This window comes from Caballeronia sp. LP006 (assembly GCF_031450995.1).
In the GTDB taxonomy this organism is placed as follows: Bacteria; Pseudomonadota; Gammaproteobacteria; order Burkholderiales; family Burkholderiaceae; genus Caballeronia.
Genome location: NZ_JARTVW010000005.1, coordinates 2244320 through 2263526 on the forward strand (window position 1 = coordinate 2244320; position 19207 = coordinate 2263526).

Consider the following 19207-nt stretch of genomic DNA (forward strand, 5'->3'; position numbering starts at 1 on the left):
GCGCCGTTACTTCCAGATGTTGAGCGGCGACATGATCCAGAAGCCGACCACGACGACCCACACCACCGACACCGGCAGGAACACTTTCCAGCCAAGACGCATGATCTGGTCGTAGCGGTAACGCGGGAAAGTCGCGCGCGCCCAGATGAAGACCGACAGCAGGAGGAAAACCTTGAAAACGAACCAGAACACGCCCGGGATGAACGACAGGAAGCCGAACGGTGCGTCCCAGCCGCCGAGGAACAACGTCGTGGCGATCGCCGAGATCACGATCATGTTGATGTACTCGGCGAGGAAGAACAGCGCGAACGCCATGCCGGAGTAATCGATCATGTGACCGGCGACGATTTCCGATTCGCCTTCCACCACGTCGAACGGATGGCGGTTCGTTTCGGCGATGCCCGAGATGAAGTACACGACGAACATTGGCAGAAGCGGCAGCCAGTTCCACGACAGGAAGTTGACGCCGAAGCCCGCGAAAATGCCGCGTTGCTGCGACGTGACGATATCCGACATGTTCAACGTGCCCGCGACCATCAGCACGACGACCAACGCGAAGCCCATCGAGATTTCGTAGGACACCATCTGCGCCGCCGCGCGCATGGCGCCGAGGAACGCGTACTTCGAGTTCGACGCCCAGCCCGCGAGAATCACGCCGTACACGCCGATGGACGAGATCGCCATGACATACAGCAGACCGGCGTTGATGTCGCCGAGCACAGCCTTGGCCTGGAACGGAATGACCGCCCACACGGCGAACGCCGGGACCACCGTCATGATCGGCGCGATCACGTAGATCCACTTGCTTGCTTGCGTCGGCTGAATGACTTCCTTGAGCAACAGCTTCAGCACGTCCGCAATTGGCTGCAAGAGACCTGCCGGGCCGACGCGGTTCGGGCCGAGACGCACGTGCATCCAGCCGATGAGCTTGCGTTCCCAGAGAATCAGGTACGCGACGCACAGCAGGATCACTACCGCGACCACGACAATGCGCACCAGCGCCCACACCGTTGGCCATGCGACGCCCAGAATCTGCGTGCCGCCCGCGTTGATCGTATCGAACAAGCCCATTTACGCCTTCTCCACTACCAGTTCGCCGAACAGGCCGCCAAGCGCGGCGCCGGCTGACGTGCCCGCCGATACGCGGACCACCGATTCCGCCAGATTCGCATCGCGAACCGCGGGCAGCACCACCGACAGATTGCCTTGCTTGACGCGCACTGCTTCGCCGTCTTTCAGGCCGAGCTGGTCGAAAAGCGCGGTCGGCAGACCCGCCATGTTCGCGTCGCGGGCCGCGGCCGTCAGATGCAGCGACGGGGCGCGGCGCACCAGTGCGTCGGCGTGATAGATCGGCACGTCGGCAAGACGCTGGAAGCCGCCGTTCGCCGTGACATTCGACGCCGCGCGCTTGGCCGCGACCGTCGTCTCGTTCGACAAACGCGCGCTCAACTGACCCGTGCCGAGTGCGGCGATACGCACTTCTTCGGCCGTGTCGTAATCGAAGCCCGACAGACCGAGCAACGTGCCGAGCACCCGCAGAACCTTCCAGCCCGGACGCGTGTCGCCCAGCGCGCGCACGACGCCGTTGAACGACTGAGCCGTGCCTTCCGCGTTGACGAAGGTGCCCGACGTTTCCGTGAACGGCGCGATGGGCAGCAACACGTCCGCGTAGTCGAGGCCGTGCTTGAACGACGACATCACCACGACCATTTCCGCCTGCTTCAATGCGGCGATGGCTTGTGCGGGGTTGGCCGTATCGAATTCCGGTTCTGCATTGAGCAGCACGTAGCCCTTGCGCGGCTGTTCGAACACTTCGCGCGCGTTGAGACCGCCTTCGCCCGGCAGGACGTCGACCAGATGCGCGCCCACTGAATTTGCGCCTTCGGTCAGGAAGCCAAGCGTGGCGCCCGTGCTGTTCGCGATCCATTGCGCCGCCGCGTGAATCTGCGCGAAATCGGGATGCTGAACCGCGAGGTTGCCGAGCAGCACGACGCGCTTGTCGCCCGCCGAGAGCGATGCCGCGACATCTTTCGCCGCCGCCGATACTTCGCGTCCGGCAAACGCTTCAGGCAGTTCCGAGCCACGCGCTTCGGCCACCGCGGCTGCGATGCCCGCGAGCTGGTCGAGCCAAGCCGACGGCGCCGCCACCAGGCGATGCGCGGTCGGGATCAGCGAGTCGTCGTTGCTTGCGTTGAGAAGCGTGAGCATGGCGCCATTCTTCGCCGCCTGACGCAGACGCGCGGCCAGCAACGGATGATCGCGACGCAAGAACGAACCGATGACGAACGCGGTATCGACATTCGACAGATCCGCGATAGGCACGCCGAGCCAGGGTGCGCCGACGCCCACGGGCGCCGAGAAGTCGTTCTGACGCAGACGGAAATCGACGTTGGGCGTACCCACGCCTTCCGCGAATTGCTTCAGCAGGAAAAGTTCTTCGACCGTTGCATGCGGCGTGGCCAGCGCAGCGATGGCGTTCGCGCCGTGGTCCGCCTTGATACCCTTGATGCCCTTCGCCACGTATTCGAGCGCGGTCTGCCAGTCGGTCTCGATCCAGTTGCCGCCTTGCTTGAGCATGGGCGTGCTCAGGCGCTCGTCGCCGTTCAGGCCTTCGTAGGAGAAGCGATCCTTGTCTGAAATCCAGCATTCGTTGATGGCTTCGTTTTCCATCGGCAGAACGCGCATGACGCGATTGTTCTTCACCTGGACGACGAGGTTCGCGCCAACGGAATCGTGCGGGCTCACCGACTTGCGGCGCGACAGTTCCCACGTACGCGCGCTATAGCGGAACGGCTTGCTCGTGAGCGCGCCGACCGGGCACAGATCGATCATGTTGCCGGACAGTTCGGAGTCGACCGTCTTGCCGACGAACGAGGTGATTTCCGAATGCTCGCCGCGGCCCAGCATGCCGAGCTCCATCACACCGGCCACTTCCTGGCCAAAGCGCACGCAGCGTGTGCAGTGGATGCAGCGCGTCATCTCTTCCATGGAGATGAGCGGGCCGACGTTCTTGTGGAACACCACGCGCTTTTCTTCGCTATAGCGCGATTGCGACTTGCCGTAACCGACGGCCAGATCCTGCAACTGGCACTCGCCGCCCTGATCGCAAATAGGGCAATCCAGCGGGTGGTTGATCAGCAGGAACTCCATCACCGACTGCTGCGCCTTCACGGCCTTGTCGGAGGTGGTACGCACGATCATGCCGTTGGATACGGGCGTGGCGCACGCGGGAACGGCCTTCGGCATCTTTTCGACTTCGACGAGGCACATCCGGCAGTTCGCCGCGATCGACAGCTTCTTGTGATAGCAGAAGTGAGGAATGTACGTATCGACCTTATGCGCAGCCTGGATCACCATGCTGCCTTCAGGAACCTCGACCGTCTTGCCGTCAATTTCTAGTTCAACCATGATGGATAAAGATCCTCAACCTCTGTCGCGCATCTGATTGCGCGTCTGATTACGCGGTAAGCGCTTCGGACGCCGCATGATGCGCGTGCCCGCCGACGAGACAATGCTTGTGCTCGACGTGATATTCGAATTCGTTCCAGAAGTGCTTGAGCATGCCGCGCACGGGCATGGCCGCCGCATCGCCGAGCGCGCAAATCGTGCGGCCCATGATGTTTTCGGCAACCGAGTTCAAGAGATCCAGATCTTCCTTGCGGCCAAGTCCGTGCTCGATACGATGCACCACGCGATACAGCCAGCCCGTGCCTTCGCGGCAAGGCGTGCACTGACCGCACGACTCTTCGTAATAGAAGTACGACAGACGCAGCAGCGAACGCACCATGCAACGCGTTTCGTTCATGACGATGACCGCGCCCGAGCCGAGCATGGAGCCCGCCTTGGCGATGGAATCGTAGTCCATGTCCGTTGCGAGCATCATCTCGCCCGGCACGACCGGCGCCGACGAACCGCCTGGAATGACCGCCTTGATCGACTCGCCGCGTACACCGCCGGCCAGTTCCATCAGCGTGGCGAACGGCGTGCCGAGCGGAACTTCATAGTTGCCAGGACGATTCACGTCACCCGACACCGAGAAGATCTTCGTGCCGCCGTTATTCGGCTTGCCGATCTCGAGGTAATTCTGCGGGCCGATTTCCAGCAGGAACGGCACGGCCGCGAACGTCTCGGTGTTGTTGATGGTGGTCGGCTTGCCGTACACGCCGAAGCTTGCCGGGAACGGCGGCTTGAAGCGCGGCTGGCCTTTCTTGCCTTCCAGCGATTCCAGCAGCGCGGTTTCCTCACCGCAGATATACGCGCCATAGCCATGATGCGCGTACAACTCGAACGAAAAGCCCGTGCCCAGGATGTTCGCGCCGAGATAACCGGCCGCGCGCGCCTCTTCGAGCGCCGCTTCGAACACGCGATAGACCTCGAAGATCTCGCCGTGAATGTAGTTGTAGCCCACGGTGATGCCCATTGCGTACGCGCCGATGGCCATGCCTTCGATCAGCGAATGCGGGTTCCAGCGCAGGATGTCGCGATCCTTGAACGTGCCCGGTTCGCCTTCGTCCGAATTGCAGACGAGATACTTTTGCCCCGGGAACTGACGCGGCATGAAGCTCCACTTGAGGCCGGTCGGAAAACCCGCGCCGCCGCGGCCGCGCAGACCCGACGCCTTGACGTCGGCGATCACTTGCTCGGGCGGAATCTTCTCTTCGAGAATACGCCGCAACTGCTTGTAGCCGCCGCGCGCAACGTAATCTTTCAGATGCCAGTTCTCGCCGTTGAGGCCAGCGAGGATCAGCGGCTTGATGTGACGATCGTGGAGTGACGTCATTTCGAAAGTTCCTCGATCAACTGGTCGATCTTCTCGTGGCTCAGGAAGCTGCACATGCGGTGATTGTTCACCAGCACGACGGGTGCGTCGCCGCACGCGCCGAAGCATTCGCCTTCTTTCAGCGTGAACTTGCCGTCCGGCGTGGTTTCGCCGAAGTCGATGCCAAGCTTCTGCTTGAGGTACTGAGCAGCACTATCCGAGCCACCGTCCGGGCCAAGCTGGCAAGGCAGGTTCGTGCAAAGCGTGATCTTGTGCTTGCCGACCGGCGCGAGGTTATACATGGTGTAGAACGTCGCGACTTCCTGCACGGCGACCGGCGGCATGCTGAGATAGCTCGCCACGAACTGCATGAGTTCCGGCGAGAGCCACCCGTGCTCTTCCTGAGCGACAGCCAGCGCTGCCATCACCGCGGATTGCTTTTGCTCCGCGGGATATTTCGCGACCGCGCGATCGATTTCTTTCAGGCCTTCAGCTGAGATCATTTTCAGACACGACTCTTTCAATTCCTACCGAACGAAAACCTGCCGCGCCCTTCTTGTTGCGGCAGACCTGGCGTCCTGCGGTTTGCTGTTATTGCTGCTGCGCTGTTCGCTTGGGCGTCGAGCGAGAACCAATACGAACGGCTATCAGCGATCGATTTCGCCGAACACGATGTCTTGCGTGCCGATGATCGTCACGGCATCCGCGATCATGTGGCCGCGTGCCATTTCGTCGAGCGACGCGAGATGCGCGTAGCCCGGAGCGCGAATCTTGAGGCGATAAGGCTTGTTCGCGCCGTCCGAAATCAGATAGATGCCGAACTCGCCCTTCGGATGCTCGACGGCGGCATACGTCTCGCCTTCGGGCACGTGGAAGCCTTCGGTGAAGAGCTTGAAGTGGTGAATCAGCTCTTCCATGTTGCTCTTCATGCCGACGCGCGAAGGCGGCGCAACCTTGTGATTATCGACCATCACCGGGCCCGGATTCTTGCGCAGCCAGGCAATGCACTGTTTGGCGATACGCACGGACTGACGCATTTCCTCGACGCGCACCAGATAGCGGTCGTAGCAGTCGCCGTTCACGCCAACCGGAATGTCGAAGTCGAGTTGGTCATAGACTTCGTACGGCTGCTTCTTGCGCAGATCCCATTCGATGCCCGAGCCACGCAGCATTGCTCCGGAAAGACCCATCTGCAACGCGCGCTCAGGACTTACCACGCCGATGCCGACAAGCCGCTGCTTCCAGATACGATTGTCGGTGAGCAGCGTTTCGTACTCGTCGACACAGTACGGGAAGCGATTGAAGAAGTCTTCGATGAAGTCGAGCAGCGAGCCTTGACGGTTCTCGTTCATCCGGTCGAGCGCCTTCGCATTGCGAATTTTGGACGCCTTGTATTGCGGCATTGCGTCAGGCAGATCGCGATAAACGCCGCCCGGACGATAGTAAGCCGCGTGCATGCGCGCGCCCGACACCGCCTCGTAGACGTCCATCAGATCTTCGCGCTCGCGAAACGCATAGAGGAACACCGCCATGGCGCCGACGTCGAGCGCGTGCGATCCGATCCACATCAGGTGGTTCAGCACGCGCGTGATTTCGTCGAACAGCACGCGGATGTACTTCGCGCGGATCGGCACGTCGATACCGAGCAGCTTTTCGATGGCGAGCACATAGCCGTGCTCGTTGACCATCATCGACACGTAGTCCAGGCGGTCCATGTACGGAACCGACTGAATGAAGGTCTTGGTTTCCGCCAACTTTTCGGTCGCGCGATGCAAGAGGCCGATGTGTGGATCGGCGCGCTGGATGACTTCGCCGTCGAGTTCCAGCACGAGACGCAGCACACCGTGCGCTGCAGGGTGTTGCGGGCCGAAGTTCAGCGTGTAGTTCTTGATCTCTGCCATGGCGTTCTCTTAATGTTTCAGACCGCCGTAGCGATCTTCGCGAATCACGCGCGGCGTGATCTCGCGCGGTTCGATCGTCACTGGCTGATACACGACGCGCTTCTCTTCCGGGTCGTAGCGCATTTCCACGTAGCCGGAGATCGGGAAGTCCTTGCGGAACGGATGGCCGATGAAGCCATAGTCCGTGAGAATGCGGCGCAGGTCGGGATGGCCTTCGAACACGATGCCGTACAGGTCGAACGCTTCGCGCTCGTACCAATTTGTCGACGACCAGATGTCGACCACCGACGGCACGATGGGCACTTCGTCGTCCGGTGCGAACACGCGCACGCGCACGCGCCAGTTGTTCGCGATGGACAGAAGATGCAGCACCGCGGCAAAACGCGGGCCGTCGTAGACGCCGTCGCCGAAGGTCGAATAGTCGACGCCGCACAGGTCCATGCACTGCTCGAAGCCGAGCGAGCGATCGTCACGCAGCCGGGTCGCGACTTCGATGTAGTCGGCCGCTTTCACGACCACCGTTACCTGACCCAGCGACTCGGTGACTTGGAGACGGTCGCCAAACGCCGCCTCGAGGTTCGCTTTGAGGGTCTCGAGTTTGCTTGCCATAATTGGGGAGGCTCAGGCCTTTATTGACGCGCGATGGTGTTGGTCCGGCGAATCTTCGCCTGCAACTGGATCACGCCGTAGACCAGCGCTTCGGCGGTCGGAGGACAGCCGGGCACGTAGACGTCGACCGGAACGATACGGTCGCAGCCGCGCACGACGGAATACGAATAGTGATAGTACCCGCCGCCGTTCGCGCACGAACCCATGGAGATGACCCAGCGCGGCTCGGCCATCTGGTCGTACACCTTACGAAGCGCGGGCGCCATCTTGTTGCACAGCGTGCCTGCCACGATCATGACGTCGGACTGACGCGGGCTCGGGCGAAACACCACGCCGAAGCGATCCAGGTCGTAGCGTGCCGCGCCCGCATGCATCATCTCGACCGCACAGCAGGCGAGACCGAACGTCATCGGCCAAAGAGAGCCGGTGCGCGTCCAATTGATCAGCTTGTCAGCCGTGGTGGTGACAAAGCCTTCCTTCAAGACCCCTTCGATACTCATTTGTTTTCCACTCCAGATGAGCTGCCAGCCATAGCCGCCCATGAATCCGGTGATCTAACTTTCATTCCCAGTCGAGTCCGCCCTTTCTCCAGATGTAGGCGAAGCCGAGCAAAAATTCGAGCAGAAAAATCATCATGGCCATGAAGCCCGGCCACCCGATATCGCGCAGGGCAACACCCCACGGAAACAGGAACGCCGTCTCAAGGTCGAAGATGATGAAAAGAATCGCGACGAGATAGTAACGCACATCGAACTTCATACGCGCGTCTTCGAAGGCTTCGAAGCCGCATTCGTACGGTGCGTTCTTTTCGGTGTCGGGTCTGTTGGGACCGAGAACTTTGCCGATGCTGACCAACGCTATACCCAGACCGAGGCCGACTACGATAAACAAGAAGACGGGGTAATAGGGTGCGAGGTTCAAGGCTATCCTCAGATCGGTAGATGTGGTCTGTGACTGTCTGGGTGCTGCTGCCGGCGCAAATGCACGGCGGAGAATTCACTTCGGACCGCTTGGTAACTCTTCGGCACCACGCTTATCACAACGATAAGTCAATGTGAAACCGTAAGGGTACTCCAGAAGTGACAATGCCAGCCGAAGCGATGCATGCGGCTGGCATTTGGATAACTTTTTGGTGCCGACGGCGAGACTCGAACTCGCACAGCTTTCGCCACTACCCCCTCAAGATAGCGTGTCTACCAATTTCACCACGTCGGCACTGTACTGCAATCCGGGAAAACAACTTCTTAATTGCCGCGAATCGCTACAAGACTTGAATTATAACTAGGTCTCACGAATTGTTCAACGCACAAAACACGAATAACGCGAAAATTTGTTCTGGGCGTTTCTTAGACAACCCGGCCGAGGATTCGGCAATTTACTTCGGCACGTCGGAACCCGGCGCGCTCGACGCAGGCGCGGCGGATGCTGGCGCAGTCGCAGCGGCAGGCGCCGAACCCGACTTTGCCGCAGCGGGCGCGGAAGCCGTGGGCGCAGGCATTGCACCGCCTAGAACGCCCGCGGAAACCTGCGGCTTGTAGCTGCCGATGTAGGTCAGCGCCAGCGTCGTCACGAAGAAGACTGCGGCAAGCACGGCGGTCGTGCGTGATAGGAAGTTAGCGGAACCGGTCGCGCCAAACAGACTGCCCGATGCCCCACTTCCAAACGCCGCACCCATGTCCGCACCCTTGCCATGCTGCAACAGCACAAGCCCGATCACGCCAAGCGCCGACAACAACTGGACGACGATAATCAAAGTCTTCAAATACAGCATTTCAACTCACCTGGATCTTGATGTTTCCGTGACACTCATGTGCCGCGATTGCTTCTTCGTCTGCCTGACGCTTCGGCCGTTTACTGAACCTCGGCCAACGCCGCCTGGCAAATCGCAAGAAAATCTTCCGACTTCAAGGACGCGCCGCCAATCAGCCCGCCGTCGATGTCCTGTTGCCCGAACAATTCATGCGCGTTCTCGGGCTTCACGCTGCCGCCATACAACAGCGGCACGTTCGCCACCGACGCACCCTTCTCCGCCAGCTTCGCACGCACGAACGCGTGAACATCCTGCGCTTGCTGCGCCGTGGCGCTCTTGCCCGTGCCGATGGCCCACACCGGCTCGTACGCCACCACGATGCTCGCTGCCTGTTCCTCGGTCAACGCGAGCAACACGGCTTCGAGCTGCGTGCCGACGACTTCTTCAGTCGAGCCTGCTTCGCGCTGTTCGAGCGTCTCGCCGACGCACACAATGGGCGTCAGGCCTGCGTCGATTGCACGCAGCGCCTTGGCGGCCACGAGTTCCGGACTTTCGCGATGATACGCGCGCCGCTCGGAATGTCCGACGATCGCATATGTCACACCGAAATCGGCGGCCATTTCCGCCGCGACTTCTCCGGTGAACGCGCCCTTCTCATGCGCGGACACATCCTGAACGCCCCAGCGCACGACCGAGCCGCTCAAAAGCGCCTGCGATTGCGCGAGGTACGGACATGGAACGCATACGCCCACACCCACGCTCTTCTGCAAGGCCGACGCCCCAACGGCGACCTCGCTCAGCAAAGCCGCGTTCTCTTTGATGCGGCCATGCATCTTCCAGTTGCCCACCACCAGTTTCGCTCGTTGTCTGGACATTGTCTCGTCACTCGACGGCGGTGGAATGACACCGCCATGCGTGGCGGCCTTTGAAGATCACCGGGGCGAACCCGATCGTTCATCAATCGTTCACCCGGAGGTTCAAAGACCACTCTGTTATAGGAATGTTTGAACCCTCTGCGCGTATTTCGAAAAAGCGAACTGCCAACTGCTTGCAAAACAGGCGATTTTACTGTGATACGGCGAAACCGGTCAAACCGCCAGAACCGCAACGCGCAACAATCAAGGGCAATCAGGCGTCCTCGCGCCAGTCGAGCATGATTTTGCCGACGTGCGTGCTGCTTTCCATCAACGTGTGTGCGGCTGCGGCTTCGCTTGCCGGGAACACCTGATGAATCACCGGCTTGATACGCCCCGCCTCGATCTCCGGCCAGACTTGCTCTTTCAGCTTAGCGGCAATCTTCGCCTTGAACGCCACCGGACGCGGCCGCAGGGTCGATCCGGTGATGACCAGCCGACGCCGCAGCACGTCATTGAGATTGATCTCCGCTTTTGCGCCGCCAAGCAGCGCGATCACGCAGATACGCCCGCCATCCGCAAGCGACTTCAGTTCGCGCGGCAGGTAATCGCCCGCGACCATGTCGAGAATGACGTCGACTCCACGATCGTTCGTGAGCGAACGCACCACTTCGACGAAATCTTCCGTCTTGTAGTTGATCGCGCGCTCCGCGCCGAGTGCTTCGCAGGCGCGGCACTTTTCGTCGCTGCCGGCCGTGGCGAACACGCGAAAGCCGAGCGCCTTAGCAATCTGTATGGCCGTCACGCCGATACCGCTCGATCCGCCCTGCACGAGCAGCGTCTCCTCGTCGCCGTTTTCGCCCGAACCGAGATGCGCGCGCTCGAAGACATTGCTCCACACGGTGAAGAACGTTTCCGGCAGCGAAGCCGCTTCGATGTCCGTCAATCCAGCCGGAACCGGCAAACATTGTTCGAGCGGCGCAACCGCGTATTCCGCGTAACCGCCGCCCGCGAGCAGCGCGCAGACGCGATCGCCCTTCTTGAGGCCAAACGGATTATGTTTAGGATCGAAGTCGCCATCGACGATCTCGCCCGCCACTTCGAGCCCCGGCAAATCCGACGCGCCCGGCGGCGGCGCATACGCGCCCTTGCGCTGAAAAACATCGGGCCGGTTGACGCCGGAAGCGCTCACCTTGATGAGCACTTCGCACTTGCCCGGCTCGGGCTTCGGGCGCTCGCCCAGCTTCAGCACTTCGGGTGCACCAAACTCAGTGATTTCGATGGCCTTCATTGCTTCTCCCAGACAGTCAGTCGTGTGGCAAGCGCGTTGACTTGGCGAACCCGATGGCACTGTGTCGCGCGGGCAACACGCGCTCCACAGTGCCATCGGGTCCGGCGATGCATCGGACAAAGCGTCGCCCGCTGCACCTCATACAAGAAAACGGCCGGCTCGCAGAAGCGGCCGGCCGTCGACACATTACCGCATTACTGCTGCGGCTGCGTCGGTTCGGCTTGTTGCGCGGCTTCGTTCAGAAGCGCCTTGGCCGACAGACGCACGCGACCCTTCTCGTCCGTCTGGATGACCTTGACCTTCACGATCTGGCCTTCCTTCAGGTAGTCGTTGATGTCCTTCACACGCTCGTTGACGATTTCCGAGATGTGCAGGAGACCATCCTTGCCCGGCAGGATATTCACGATCGCGCCGAAGTCCAGCAGCTTGAGCACCGGACCTTCGTACACTTGGCCCACTTCCACTTCGGCCGTGATGTTCTCGATACGCTTCTTCGCCTCGGCCATGCCTTCCGAGCTCGTGCTCGCAATCGTCACGACGCCGTCGTCGGAAATGTCGATGGTCGTGCCGGTCTCTTCCGTCAGCGCGCGGATCACCGAACCGCCCTTGCCGATCACGTCGCGAATCTTCTCCGGATTGATCTTGATGGTGATCATGCGCGGCGCGTAGTCCGACAGCTCCGTGTTCGTGGTCGGCACCGCGGCGGTCATCTTGCCGAGGATATGCATGCGGCCTTCCTTCGCCTGCGCGAGCGCGACCTGCATGATTTCCTTGGTGATGCCCTGAATCTTGATGTCCATTTGCAGCGCCGTCACGCCTTGCGCGGTGCCGGCCACCTTGAAGTCCATGTCGCCGAGGTGATCTTCGTCGCCGAGGATGTCGGTCAGAACCGCGAACTTGTTGTCTTCGAGGATCAGGCCCATGGCAATGCCGGCCACGTGCGCCTTCATCGGCACGCCGGCGTCCATCAGCGCGAGGCAACCGCCGCAGACCGAAGCCATCGACGAAGAGCCGTTCGATTCCGTGATTTCCGACACGACGCGGATGGAATAGCCGAATTCGTCGGCGTTCGGCAGGCACGCGACCAGCGCGCGCTTGGCGAGACGGCCGTGACCGATTTCACGGCGTTTCGGCGAACCGACGCGGCCCGTTTCGCCCGTCGCGAACGGCGGCATGTTGTAGTGAAGCATGAAGCGCTCGCGGTATTCGCCTTCGAGCGCGTCGATGTTCTGCTCGTCGCCCTTCGTGCCGAGCGTGGCGACGACCAGCGCCTGCGTCTCGCCGCGCGTGAAGAGCGCCGAGCCGTGGGTGCGCGGCAGAACGCCGGTGCGGATTTCGATCGGACGCACGGTGCGCGTGTCGCGACCGTCGATACGCGGTTCGCCGTTCAAAATCTGCGAACGGACGATCTTCGCTTCGATGTCGAACAACACGTTGCCGATGGTCGCCGCATCGGCCGCTGCCGTGCCCGAAGCAGCCGCGTCCGCTGCGAGCTTCGCCGAGGTCGCCGCGAAAACTTCCTTCAGCTTGGCCGAACGCGCTTGCTTGTTGCGCAGTTGATAAGCCGCTTCCAGTTCCGGCTTCGCGATTTCCGTGACGCGCGAGATGAGCGCTTCGTTCTTCGGGGCCGGCTGCCAGTCCCATTCCGGCTTGCCGCCGTCGCGCACCAGTTCATGGATTGCGTCGATGGCGATTTGCATCTGCTCGTGGCCGAACACGACCGCGCCGAGCATGACTTCCTCGGACAACTGCTGCGCTTCCGATTCCACCATCAGCACCGCGCGTTCCGTACCGGCGACCACGAGGTCGAGCGCCGATTCCTTCATTTGCGGACGCGTCGGGTTCAGCACGTATTCGTTGTTGATGTAGGCGACGCGCGCGGCGCCGACCGGGCCGTTGAACGGCAGACCGGACACGGCGAGCGCTGCCGACGCGCCGATCAGCGCGGGAATGTCGGCGGGAACGTCCGGGTTCAGCGACAGGACGTGGATCACGACCTGCACTTCGTTATAGAAGCCTTCCGGGAAGAGCGGGCGCAGCGGACGGTCGATCAGGCGCGAGATGAGCGTTTCGCCTTCGGACGGACGGCCTTCGCGGCGGAAGAAGCCACCCGGGATCTTGCCGGCGGCGTAGGTCTTTTCGAGGTAATCGACGGTCAGCGGGAAGAAATCCTGACCCGGCTTGGCGGTCTTTGCGCCGACGACAGTGGCGAGCACGACGGTATCTTCGACATCGACGATCACCGCGCCGCTTGCCTGACGAGCGATTTCACCCGTTTCCAAGCGGACGTTATGCTGTCCCCACTTGAATTCCTTGACGATCTTATTGAACATTGCGACTCCTTCTACGTTGCGCCACGCCGGATCGGTGGACGTTTGCCCACCGGACGGCGCTGGCTAGGCGGTACCGAGCCGCGCTTGAGAGGTGTGTTATGCCATTCCAGCGCGACGCGCGCATTGAGTGTTCGTACCGCGCTGGAATGACACAAAGCTCCGCCGCGAGGCTGCACCGAGTGTCTGTCCGGATGAAGCATCCGGGGTAAAGCATGTGAACTACTTGCCAATTATCAGCATTCGACGAACCCAATGATGAGAGATCGACCGAGCGCTGACCGGGCAAATGATCAGGCGAGCGGATCGCGCAAAAACAAAATGCCTGTATCAGCGAACTGACACAGGCACTTCGTTAGAACGCTGGCCGCAAAGCCACGTTTGGGCGCAATTACTTACGCAGACCCAGTTTTTCGATCAGCGAGCGGTAACGGTCCGCGTCCTTGCCCTTCAGGTAGTCGAGCAACTTGCGGCGACGGCTCACCATGCGCAGCAGACCGCGGCGGCTGTGGTGGTCCTTCGTGTGGGCCTTGAAGTGGACGGTCAGTTCGTTGATGCGGCTCGTGAGCAGTGCGACTTGCACTTCGGGGGAGCCAGTGTCGTTGGCGCCGCGCGCGTATTCGGCGACGACGTCGGACTTCTTGATTTCTGCTGCGGACATTTGCTTTTCCTTTAAAACAGACAAGCGGTCACGGAAGAAAGGCCGTGCCGTGGTTTGTTCACGATGGTTTCGCTTCTTCCAGACTCTTGGTTTCAGACTGTTTTCGACAGCCGGATCGAGTCAAAAAAGCGAAGCGCAGAGTATAGCATAGGGCGAAGTCCGAAAGACGGGCGACTAGCGCGCCGGACGCGCCATCTGGCATGTCGACGGCTGGACGGTCTTTTCCGCCGGCACCGCGAGCAGCGTCCGAAAGCCATAGTCCAAGCCTTCGTTATCGAACCAGATGCCTGCCGTGCCCGCCTTGTCCATCTCCATGACATACAGGGGCTGGATCAATTGATGATCTTCCGCGCGCATGGTCGATGCGTGGAATCCTTCGCCATCGAACTTCATGCCTTCGAGCGCGCGGGCCACGGCGTAAGGATCCGCGCTGCCGGCGCGCGTCATCGCGGCGGCGAGCATCTCGATCATCAGCGGCATGCGCAGCACGAGGTAATCGTCCGATGCCGCCGGATAGCGCGCGCGGAAATCGCGGTAATACGCGTCCGATAACGCGCCGCCCGCATTCGGATGCCAGTCGGCGACCGCGATCACGCGCTTTACGCCGGCGTCACCCAGCGCGGCCGGTGCGCCGAGACTGTTGCCGTAGAACGTGTAGAACTTCGTGTCGAGCCCCTGCTCGCGCGCCGCCTTGACGAGCAACGTGAGATCGTTGCCCCAATTTCCGGTGATGACCGCGTCGGCCCCGCTCGCGCGAATCTTCGCGATATACGGCGCGAAATCCTTCACGCGGCCGATCGGATGAAACTCGTCGCCCGCAATCGCGATATCCGGCCTGCGTTCCTTTAGCGCACGCTGCGCTTCGCGGCTGACGTCGTGGCCGAAGCTGTAATCCTGATTCAGCAGATAGACCTTTTTGACCGCGCGATCGTTCTTCAGCGCGTCCGCGAGCGCGTCCATGCGCATGCCGGCGTGGGCATCGAAGCGAAAATGCCAGAAACTACACGCGGCGTTGGTCAGGGCGGGATCGTCGGCGGAGTAGTTGAGGAACACCACGCGATGCTCGGGCTCGCGCCGGTTCTGCTTGTCGATGGCCGTCACCAGCGCGGCCGCCACCGCCGAACTGTTGCCCTGCATGACGAAGCCTATCCTGTCGTCGATCGCCGCGCGCAACTGTACGAGGCTCGCCTCGCTGCTGCCTTTACCATCGAGCACGACGAGTCGCAGCGGGTGCATGCCGTCGGCGAGCTTCACGCCGCCCTTCGCATTCACGCGCTCCACGCCGAAGCGCAAGTTGCGCTCGACCGCCGCGCCTGCGTTGGCGAAAGGTCCGGACATGCCCTCGATCATCGCGAGCTCGATGGGCGGCAAGTCAGTGGCGCTTACGTGCGCCATGAAAGACGACATCGCGCAGGCCAGCGCGGCCCGTTGCAGCCATCGCGCGGCTCGTTTGCTTGCGGATTCGCTCACCGTCAGCCCTTCCAGTCGAAGAAAGGGCGGATCATAGGACGGCTATGGCTCGCGGTGCAAGTGCGGCGATTCCGCGAGCGCCCTCTTCGCGCCGATGAGAGGCATCGCGCTTTTGTCCCGATGGCGTGTCAAAATCGAACGCGAACGATCCAGGCTTTGGCGACGATCGTCGAAACGATGAATGCGACAACGCGCGGCGCGCTGGAATCATCGAGGCGCCAAGAACGTTAACACTGTCGCGACACAAGAATGTGTGGAGGCCTTCATGCTGAACTCTTTCAACCGGCTGCGCGGCACGCTCGCTTGCGTGGGTGCCGCGCTCATGCTCACGGCTTGCGCGCAGCCCTGGCAAAACTTTCAGACGGGCGCGGATTCATCCACCCTCACCGCGCGCTTGGGCCCGCCACGCGAAGTCTACGATTTGCCCAACGGCGGCAAGCGCCTGATGTGGCCGACTCAACCGCTCGGTGAAGTCACGACCGCCGCCGATGTCGATGCTTCCGGCAAGATCGTCAGCGTGCGGCAAGTGCTCGATGAGAACGAGTTCTACAAGGCGCAGATCGGCACATGGACCAAGACGGACGTGCTCGTGAATTTCGGCCGTCCGGTGGAGACGTCGTACTTCCCGCTGATGAAGCGCGAAGTCTGGACGTATCGCTACATGGAGGCGAACGTCTGGTACATGATGTACAACTTCTATTTCGATGAACAGGGCATCGTGCGTCTCACGCAAAAAACGCCAGATCCGCTGCACGATCCCGACCGCCGCAACGCCTTTTGAAGTATTCAAAATGACGAAGGCCTCGCTAATCGCGAGGCCTTTCGTTTCGAGCTACATCAAGCCGCGATCAAAGCTGCGGGTTGAGCTTTTCGACCTTCGAATGCAGCTTGTTCAACGCGGCGATATAAGCCTTCGCCGACGCCGCGATGATGTCCGGGTCCGTGCCCACGCCATTCACGATCCGCCCGCTCTTCGAAAGACGCACCGTGACTTCGCCCTGTGCCTGCGTGCCGGTCGTGATTGCGTTGACCGAATACAGCACTAGTTCCGCGCCGCTATCCACCTTCGATTCGATCGCGTGCAACGTCGCATCGACCGGACCGTTGCCGCGCGCTTCGCCCGTCACTTCCGCGCCTTCGACCGCGAACACCACTTGTGCTTGCGGTTGCTCGCCGGTCTCCGAATGCTGCTTCATCGACACGAAGCGGAAGTGTTCCTTCGCCTGCGCTTCCGCCGATTCCTCCGAAACGATCTGCATGATGTCTTCGTCGAAAATTTCGGCCTTGCGGTCGGCGAGTTCCTTGAAGCGCGCGAACGCGGCGTTCACGTCGGCCTCGGATTCGAGTTGCACGCCGAGTTCTTCCAGACGCTGCTTGAACGCGTTACGGCCTGACAACTTGCCGAGCACGATCTTGTTCGCCGCCCAGCCCACGTCTTCCGCGCGCATGATTTCGTACGTGTCGCGCGCCTTCAGGACGCCGTCCTGGTGGATGCCCGACGCGTGTGCAAACGCGTTTGCGCCGACCACTGCCTTGTTCGGCTGCACGACGAAGCCGGTGATCTGCGAAACGAGCTTCGACGTGGGCACGATCTGCGTCGTATCGATGCCGACGTCGAGCCCGAAGTAGTCCTTGCGCGTCTTGATCGCCATCACGATTTCTTCGAGCGACGTATTGCCCGCGCGTTCGCCGAGTCCGTTCATCGTGCACTCGACCTGACGCGCGCCGCCGATCTGCACGCCCGCCAGCGAATTGGCGACGGCCATGCCGAGGTCATCGTGACAATGCACGGAGAAGACCGCCTTGTCCGAATTCGGGATGCGCTCGCGCAGCGTCTTCACGAGATTGCCGTACAACTCGGGCACGCCGTAACCGACCGTATCCGCGATATTGATGGTGCGCGCGCCTTCGTCGATCACCGCTTCGAGCACGCGGCAAAGAAAGTCGATGTCAGAACGGCTGCCGTCTTCCGGCGAGAACTCGACGTCGTCCGTGAACTTGCGCGCAAAACGCACCGCAAGACGCGACTGCTCGTACACCTGTTCCGGCGTCATGCGCAGCTTCTTTTCCATATGCAGCGCGGACGTTGCGATGAACGTATGGATGCGAAACTGGCTCGCGGGTTTCAAGGCGTCGGCGGCGCGCTGGATGTCCTTGTCGTTCGCGCGGGCGAGGGAGCAGACCGTGCTGTCCTTGATCATCGAGGCGATTGTGTGGATGGCGTCGAAGTCTCCGTTCGAGCTGGCCGCGAAGCCCGCTTCGATCACATCGACCTTCATGCGCTCCAGTTGCCGCGCGATACGGATTTTTTCTTCCTTCGTCATGGACGCGCCGGGGGACTGCTCGCCATCGCGCAAGGTCGTATCGAAGATGATCAACTTGTCTGCTGCCATATTGGACTCCAGTGGGGAGAATTATCGACTGTTGGAATTATCGCGTTGAAGTGAAAGACAAAAGGGAATTCGGGTGTTCGCGCCACCGCTGGCGTCGAAAACCTTGAACGAGCAGACGGGAGGCGAGAAGAATCAGCGCGGTAGGCGCGCTAGTAGCGATAGTGCGCGTAGCGACGCACCAGCCGAATAAAGCGAGGGGGAGAACGAGAAAAAGTTCATTCGAAAACTATAACGGCTTTTAGGAACGCGTGCAATCGGGCTTTCCGATCGAACCGATTGACTTTTACCTGCCGCTTGTCATGCAAAACAGCGCGTAGGAAAACAAAAAGCCTGCATTCCGTTGGGAAGCAGGCTTTCGTAGATTCAGACGGCTTACAACTTACGGCTTAGTAACCGCCGATACTCGCGCTCACGCGCTGACGCAATTCGCTACCGTCGGTCAACTGCACGTTGTCGATGCGGCGCGCGCCCTGGAAGCGCTGCTCCCAGTAACCGCTTTCCATGTCGTCAACGCGGATCGTGCTGCCGGTGGACGGCGAATGCACGAACTTGTTGTCGCCAATATAGATGCCGACATGCGAAAACGAACGGCGCATGGTGTTAAAGAACACGAGATCGCCTGGCTTGAGATCCGACACGCGGACCTTCTCGCCGACACGGCTCATTTCCTCGGCGCGGCGCGGCAAGGTCATGCCGAGCGTGTCCTGAAAGACGTATCGCACGAAGCCGCTGCAATCGAGGCCGGAATCCGGTGTATTGCCACCCCAGCGATAACGCACGCCAATCATATTGAGTGCGCCGACGACCACATCGCCCGCCTTGCTGGCAACGCCAGAAAGAAACGAGCGTGCGCCGCCAGGAGCGCTGGCGGTGTCTGCCGTGGCGGCGACTGGACTGATCTGGGAGGAGTTTGAAGCGTTGCCGTTGTTGGCAACTTGGCTACTTTGGCTATTACTGCTGACTTCGTCGGCGAACGCGCCGGAAGTTGTTGTCATCAGAAGGCCGATCAACATGCCTGCGGCTGCCCGCGCGCATGTCTGAGTCAATGTCAATGGCTGCATCGGTCGGTAGGTTTTACAATTAAAGACTGAAAAATCAGGGAGATACGAGAAAGTTTGGAAGGATACTAGCCACAAATTATTTAACTGTCAAAAGAAATAGGAAAATACAATTGAGACGAGCACCCAAT

At 60.9% G+C, this 19207-nt stretch carries 17 protein-coding genes and 1 tRNA gene; 1 reads left to right on the forward strand and 17 read right to left on the reverse strand.

Annotation, left to right across the window (positions count from 1 at the left end):
• Nucleotides 1-6 precede the first annotated feature (6 nt).
• From nuoH to P9250_RS27145, 15 genes are all read right to left on the reverse strand, one after another.
• Entirely contained in the window at nt 7-1071 is a 1065-nt protein-coding gene (gene nuoH / locus P9250_RS27075; RefSeq protein ID WP_244825480.1) for an NADH-quinone oxidoreductase subunit NuoH, read from the reverse strand.
• On the reverse strand, nt 1072-3408 hold the full coding sequence (nuoG, locus tag P9250_RS27080) for an NADH-quinone oxidoreductase subunit NuoG (protein ID WP_310396160.1): 2337 nt from the start codon (nt 3406-3408) through the stop codon (nt 1072-1074).
• Between the two features lie 49 nt (nt 3409-3457).
• Nucleotides 3458-4780, reverse strand: a complete 1323-nt coding sequence (nuoF, locus tag P9250_RS27085) for an NADH-quinone oxidoreductase subunit NuoF (RefSeq protein WP_310396162.1) — start codon at nt 4778-4780, stop codon at nt 3458-3460.
• Nucleotides 4777-5262, reverse strand: a complete 486-nt coding sequence (gene nuoE, locus P9250_RS27090) for an NADH-quinone oxidoreductase subunit NuoE (protein ID WP_244825485.1) — start codon at nt 5260-5262, stop codon at nt 4777-4779. Before nuoE ends, nuoF begins: the two co-directional genes overlap by 4 nt.
• A 144-nt stretch (nt 5263-5406) precedes the next feature.
• Nucleotides 5407-6660 carry an NADH-quinone oxidoreductase subunit D gene (locus P9250_RS27095; protein WP_310396165.1) on the reverse strand — a complete coding sequence of 418 codons (1254 nt, stop codon included), beginning with the start codon at nt 6658-6660 and terminating at the stop codon, nt 5407-5409.
• 9 nt (nt 6661-6669) lie between these two features.
• Nucleotides 6670-7269, reverse strand: coding sequence for an NADH-quinone oxidoreductase subunit C (locus tag P9250_RS27100; RefSeq protein WP_244825489.1), 600 nt, complete (start codon nt 7267-7269; stop codon nt 6670-6672).
• Between the two features lie 20 nt (nt 7270-7289).
• Nucleotides 7290-7769: an NADH-quinone oxidoreductase subunit B family protein gene (locus P9250_RS27105; RefSeq protein ID WP_006052903.1), complete on the reverse strand. Its 480-nt coding sequence runs from the start codon at nt 7767-7769 to the stop codon at nt 7290-7292.
• Between the two features lie 61 nt (nt 7770-7830).
• Nucleotides 7831-8190: an NADH-quinone oxidoreductase subunit A gene (locus P9250_RS27110; RefSeq protein ID WP_244825491.1), complete on the reverse strand. Its 360-nt coding sequence runs from the start codon at nt 8188-8190 to the stop codon at nt 7831-7833.
• Between the two features lie 209 nt (nt 8191-8399).
• Nucleotides 8400-8484, reverse strand: a tRNA-Leu gene (locus P9250_RS27115).
• Between the two features lie 160 nt (nt 8485-8644).
• Nucleotides 8645-9040, reverse strand: coding sequence for a preprotein translocase subunit SecG (secG, locus tag P9250_RS27120; protein ID WP_244825493.1), 396 nt, complete (start codon nt 9038-9040; stop codon nt 8645-8647).
• 80 nt (nt 9041-9120) lie between these two features.
• Nucleotides 9121-9894: a triose-phosphate isomerase gene (gene tpiA, locus P9250_RS27125; RefSeq protein WP_310396167.1), complete on the reverse strand. Its 774-nt coding sequence runs from the start codon at nt 9892-9894 to the stop codon at nt 9121-9123.
• A gap of 253 nt (nt 9895-10147) precedes the next feature.
• Nucleotides 10148-11164, reverse strand: coding sequence for an NAD(P)H-quinone oxidoreductase (locus P9250_RS27130; RefSeq protein WP_244825496.1), 1017 nt, complete (start codon nt 11162-11164; stop codon nt 10148-10150).
• 194 nt (nt 11165-11358) lie between these two features.
• The gene (gene pnp / locus P9250_RS27135; protein ID WP_244825498.1) at nt 11359-13497 is read right to left on the reverse strand and encodes a polyribonucleotide nucleotidyltransferase; all 2139 of its coding nucleotides are present in this window, start codon (nt 13495-13497) and stop codon (nt 11359-11361) included.
• 388 nt (nt 13498-13885) lie between these two features.
• Nucleotides 13886-14155, reverse strand: coding sequence for a 30S ribosomal protein S15 (gene rpsO, locus P9250_RS27140; protein WP_244825500.1), 270 nt, complete (start codon nt 14153-14155; stop codon nt 13886-13888).
• Nucleotides 14156-14329: 174 nt separating this feature from the next.
• Entirely contained in the window at nt 14330-15562 is a 1233-nt protein-coding gene (locus tag P9250_RS27145; protein WP_310396897.1) for a branched-chain amino acid ABC transporter substrate-binding protein, read from the reverse strand.
• A gap of 328 nt (nt 15563-15890) precedes the next feature.
• On the opposite strand from P9250_RS27145, the gene P9250_RS27150 reads away from it, so the two are divergent.
• Nucleotides 15891-16406 (forward strand): hypothetical protein, encoded by a 516-nt coding sequence (locus P9250_RS27150; protein WP_244825501.1) that lies wholly within the window; start codon nt 15891-15893, stop codon nt 16404-16406.
• Nucleotides 16407-16473: 67 nt separating this feature from the next.
• Here P9250_RS27150 and P9250_RS27155 read toward each other — a convergent pair whose 3' ends face one another.
• Both P9250_RS27155 and P9250_RS27160 read right to left on the reverse strand, forming a co-directional pair.
• Complete coding sequence (locus tag P9250_RS27155; RefSeq protein WP_244825503.1) at nt 16474-18018, reverse strand: 2-isopropylmalate synthase; 1545 nt, start codon at nt 18016-18018, stop codon at nt 16474-16476.
• A 386-nt stretch (nt 18019-18404) separates the two neighbouring features.
• Nucleotides 18405-19079, reverse strand: a complete 675-nt coding sequence (locus P9250_RS27160) for a C40 family peptidase (RefSeq protein ID WP_310396899.1) — start codon at nt 19077-19079, stop codon at nt 18405-18407.
• Nucleotides 19080-19207 lie beyond the last annotated feature (128 nt).

What these genes read in the sequence shown, in the direction of transcription:
- P9250_RS27160 (WP_310396899.1), bottom strand. Translation starts at nt 19,079, where the DNA reads ATGCAGCCATTGACATTGACTCAGACATGCGCGCGGGCAGCCGCAGGC.
- P9250_RS27155 (WP_244825503.1), bottom strand. Translation starts at nt 18,018, where the DNA reads ATGGCAGCAGACAAGTTGATCATCTTCGATACGACCTTGCGCGATGGC.
- pnp (WP_244825498.1), bottom strand. Translation starts at nt 13,497, where the DNA reads ATGTTCAATAAGATCGTCAAGGAATTCAAGTGGGGACAGCATAACGTC.
- secG (WP_244825493.1), bottom strand. Translation starts at nt 9,040, where the DNA reads ATGCTGTATTTGAAGACTTTGATTATCGTCGTCCAGTTGTTGTCGGCG.
- P9250_RS27100 (WP_244825489.1), bottom strand. Translation starts at nt 7,269, where the DNA reads ATGGCAAGCAAACTCGAGACCCTCAAAGCGAACCTCGAGGCGGCGTTT.
- P9250_RS27145 (WP_310396897.1), bottom strand. Translation starts at nt 15,562, where the DNA reads ATGTCGTCTTTCATGGCGCACGTAAGCGCCACTGACTTGCCGCCCATC.
- nuoH (WP_244825480.1), bottom strand. Translation starts at nt 1,071, where the DNA reads ATGGGCTTGTTCGATACGATCAACGCGGGCGGCACGCAGATTCTGGGC.
- P9250_RS27150 (WP_244825501.1), top strand. Translation starts at nt 15,891, where the DNA reads ATGCTGAACTCTTTCAACCGGCTGCGCGGCACGCTCGCTTGCGTGGGT.
- tpiA (WP_310396167.1), bottom strand. Translation starts at nt 9,894, where the DNA reads ATGTCCAGACAACGAGCGAAACTGGTGGTGGGCAACTGGAAGATGCAT.
- nuoE (WP_244825485.1), bottom strand. Translation starts at nt 5,262, where the DNA reads ATGATCTCAGCTGAAGGCCTGAAAGAAATCGATCGCGCGGTCGCGAAA.
- nuoF (WP_310396162.1), bottom strand. Translation starts at nt 4,780, where the DNA reads ATGACGTCACTCCACGATCGTCACATCAAGCCGCTGATCCTCGCTGGC.
- nuoG (WP_310396160.1), bottom strand. Translation starts at nt 3,408, where the DNA reads ATGGTTGAACTAGAAATTGACGGCAAGACGGTCGAGGTTCCTGAAGGC.
- P9250_RS27095 (WP_310396165.1), bottom strand. Translation starts at nt 6,660, where the DNA reads ATGGCAGAGATCAAGAACTACACGCTGAACTTCGGCCCGCAACACCCT.
- P9250_RS27130 (WP_244825496.1), bottom strand. Translation starts at nt 11,164, where the DNA reads ATGAAGGCCATCGAAATCACTGAGTTTGGTGCACCCGAAGTGCTGAAG.
- rpsO (WP_244825500.1), bottom strand. Translation starts at nt 14,155, where the DNA reads ATGTCCGCAGCAGAAATCAAGAAGTCCGACGTCGTCGCCGAATACGCG.
- P9250_RS27105 (WP_006052903.1), bottom strand. Translation starts at nt 7,769, where the DNA reads ATGAGTATCGAAGGGGTCTTGAAGGAAGGCTTTGTCACCACCACGGCT.